Source organism: Parafrankia soli (assembly GCF_001854695.1).
Classification (GTDB): domain Bacteria; phylum Actinomycetota; class Actinomycetes; order Frankiales; family Frankiaceae; genus Parafrankia; species Parafrankia soli.
In genome coordinates this window covers 1-3,280 of record NZ_MAXA01000100.1, presented here as the reverse complement: position 1 = coordinate 3,280, position 3,280 = coordinate 1, and the positions used below count along the sequence as shown (strand labels likewise).

At 67.5% G+C, this 3,280-nt stretch carries 4 protein-coding genes; all 4 read right to left on the bottom strand.

Annotated elements, in window-relative coordinates:
* Positions 1–332, bottom strand: a 332-nt coding sequence (locus tag BBK14_RS35015) for a response regulator (protein ID WP_131802216.1), incomplete at its 3' end; no start/stop codon positions are given.
* Positions 333–410: 78 nt separating this feature from the next.
* On the bottom strand, positions 411–1,925 hold the full coding sequence (locus BBK14_RS09840) for an alpha/beta hydrolase domain-containing protein (RefSeq protein WP_071061244.1): 1,515 nt from the start codon (positions 1,923–1,925) through the stop codon (positions 411–413).
* Positions 1,925–2,479 carry a TetR/AcrR family transcriptional regulator gene (locus tag BBK14_RS09835; RefSeq protein ID WP_071061242.1) on the bottom strand — a complete coding sequence of 185 codons (555 nt, stop codon included), beginning with the start codon at positions 2,477–2,479 and terminating at the stop codon, positions 1,925–1,927. Before BBK14_RS09835 ends, BBK14_RS09840 begins: the two co-directional genes overlap by 1 nt.
* Positions 2,480–2,590: 111 nt before the next feature.
* Positions 2,591–3,280: pentapeptide repeat-containing protein (locus BBK14_RS09830; protein ID WP_131802214.1), on the bottom strand; the 690-nt coding region annotated here is incomplete at its 5' end.

Below are 3,280 nucleotides of genomic sequence, written 5' to 3'. Positions count from 1 at the left end.
CGGACTGTTGCAAGTTCACGGTCGGCGGTGACGACGATTATGTCCGGCCCCGCACTACGGGACCGAATTGATCTACATACTTCAAGGCCAGCCATATCGGACAGGTCGAGGTCGAGTATGACTAGATCATACGAGTTGTGAGTGAGTAGCCGTATGGACTGGCCGCCAGTGAGAGTCACCGCACCAACGGCAAATCCGGAGATCTTCTCGATGTTCATCCTGATGGACTCGGCATACGACGAGTCGCCACTGACGACCAGGGTGTCAATCTGGCTTTTTGGTGCGTACCGCGCTCCGGCGGGGTGAGGGCGACAGACGTATGATGTTGGCATGAATGCGCAGCCTTTCAGCCCGGTAAGTGTGTCTGAATCTGCCTGTACGGCGGAGGGCGATGACCTGCGTCGAGACGCTCAGTGGATGCGATCTGGTTGTGCGTAGGCGAGCAGTGTGGCGCGGTCGGCAGTCAGCGCGAAACCGGCCTCGATGGTCTTGTCGACCGCGGCGGTATAACGCTGCAGGTAGGCGTCCTTCGTGGGGTAGAGCATGGCGATGCGCGTGACCGGCAGCGGGTTCGTCGAGCCGAACAGTTCACAGAGCACTGAGGCGTTCGTTGCGGGAGCACCGGACAGGACATCGACCGGCACGGCGACGGGCGGAGTACGTATGCCGCCTTCGGCGACGCCGTCGGTGTCGCGGGCGACGCCGGGACTGCCGCCGGAGGTGACCGTGATTCGCGGCGCGGTGGGCGGTGGGGTCCCGGCCTGGACCCAGGTCTCGAGCGCACGGATCGCGGCCTTCACCACGATGTGTGTCGGGGCGTTGTTGACTGGCACCCCGCAGTCGAGCGCATTCACGAACGGGCCGAGCGCGTGGGCGTCGGCGTGTGCGGCTCCGGCCACCTCCCAGAGGCGAAACCGGCTGCTGTCATCCTGCCGCGCCCGCAGAGAGTTCAGGACGACGGTGAGGTCACCCTCGGTCTGGACGTCGAGCACAGGCACGCCGGTATCGCTTCGGACGAGTGTCGGTGTGGTCGCGGCGGTGTCGGTGAGGCTGGTGGACTGGCCTGGCCCGACGAGCGGTAGGGCGCCGCTGCCTCTGCTGTGGACCAGGAAACCGTCGAATGCCTGGGTGAGCGGCTGCACCCCGTTGATGTAAGTGACCATGGCATACGCCGACTGGGATTCGCCGGCGGCGAGCAGGTATTTCGGCGTGGAGCCGCCCATCGCCACACCGCCCGCGCGTATCGCCCGGACCACCTGGGTGAAGATGTCGAAGGCGTAGCCGTCCCCGGGCTGGTTGAGCGACCCGTATCGGGCCGGATCGGCGCCCCGTAGGCCGGTTGTCATACTGCCGGCGGCGGACGGTGTGAGTACGTCCCCGCCCATCACGCCGATGCGCTGGGCCGAGACGCCCACCCAGACGTCACCGTGCCGCATCAGCTCCTCATGGGTGTTGTACCACTCGACGTCCGAGTCGACGCCGGAGCTGACATTCAGCCATTCGATGACCACGGTGCCGCTGACGTCCCGCGCATCCGCCGGACGCCGGACGAGAACCCGGGTGCGGTAGGCGGCAGCATCGGCGGGCTGGAAAACCCAGCGGCCGTCGCGGGCCAGCGCACCCTGTGGCCGGTAGGACGTCGCGGTGCCCGAGGCTACATATTCGTTCTGGATGTAGCCGGGCCCGGTCAAGTCGACCACCACCGGCGAGCCCATGTTCACCCCTTTGCCGCCGGTCAGCTCCTGTAAGTCGGCCGCTGGACCTGCTGGCCGCGGCGCGGGCGTCACGGACGTCGTCGGCTTCTGCGGCGCCCCGTCCGGGCAGCCCGCCACCGTCGCAGTGGCGGCAAGCAGGCAGCAGAGCAGCGCCGCCCTCAGCCAACCCGGTGCGATCCCTTGGCCGCGGGGGCTCCTGTCAGCGGGCATCAGTCCAACTCTCCAACTGTGATCATCAGTTCGGGTGGACGTTCACGGAGGGCGACGGCGGACAGCATCCGGATCAGCCGGTCCGCAAACGCCTCCGGGTCGAGGGGATCGGGCCCATCCACCACCCACGAAGCGAAAAGCACGGACCACCCACCGACAACGAACCCGGCAAAGTCCTCGACGAGATCCGGGGCGAGTGACCCGTCGGGCATCCGAACCACCAGTTGCTGCCCGAACGGAGCGACGAGACCGTGCAAGATCCTGGCCAGACCGAACGCACACGACCCCATCAGCATCGCCCGGTAGAAGGACCGGTACCGCGCGAAGTGCCGGGTCGTGACCAGCACTCGAAGGCGTCCGCCCTCAGGCTCCTGGGTGATGTCGGGCAGAAGCTCCCGCGTCAGAAGATCACGTGCCGCCTCCAGGAACAGGGCGTCACGATCACCGAACTGCAGATACATCAGCTGGCGGCTGACATCCGCCGTCTCCGCGAGATCAGACACCTTGATCGCTGTCGTGCCCCGCTCTGCCACCAAGGTCACCGCGGCCCGCATGAGCGCGGCGCGCGAACGGCGGACCCGCCGGTCGCCGACCCGGGCAGGCGCGTTGCACCGGACGTACCGGCGCCGGAGCCTGGCGCACGGCCAGGTCGTGCGGCGCCTCGCTCACACAATCACGACCTTCGGAAGGATCGTCTGGTGATAGTCCCAGGCGGACAGGGCGTTGTCCTGCCCCGCCAGCACCTCCGGATGCCACTGTCCGACGAACTGGTGTGGATCTGCCGGGCGGTACTCGTCAGCCTCGGCCGAGGTCCACGAGGCCGGTCTCGTTAGTTCCGGCGGTAGCCGCGTCCACCCGTCGCCGTATGCCGCGTCGATCTGATCCTGGACCAGTCCCACCGCGGTGATGAGGTTCGCTCCGCCCAGCCAGGCGCCGGTCAGGTCCGCCTCGGTCAGCCAGGCGCGGGTCAGGTTCGCTCCGCTTAGCGATGCGCCCGTGAGATCCGCGCCGTCCAGCCAGGCGCGGGTCAGGTTCGCTCCGCTTAGCGATGCGCCCGTGAGATCCGCGCCGCCTAGCCGGGCGCGGGTCAGGTTCGCTCCGCCCAACCAGGTATAGCTGAGGTTGGCCTCGTTCAGCGAGGCGCCCGTGAGATTCGTGCCGCCCAGCCGGGTGGCAGTGAGGTCCGCCCGACCCAGATGGGCGTGGCTGAGGTCCGCTCCGGTGAGGTCGGTGTTGCTGAGGTTGCCATAGCTGGCCTGTATGCAGTGCAGGGCGGCGGGACCTGTCAGGTTCGCACCACTCAAGTCCGCGCGGGGGACACCGTCGAGGACGGACAGACGCCCCAGGACCGCCAC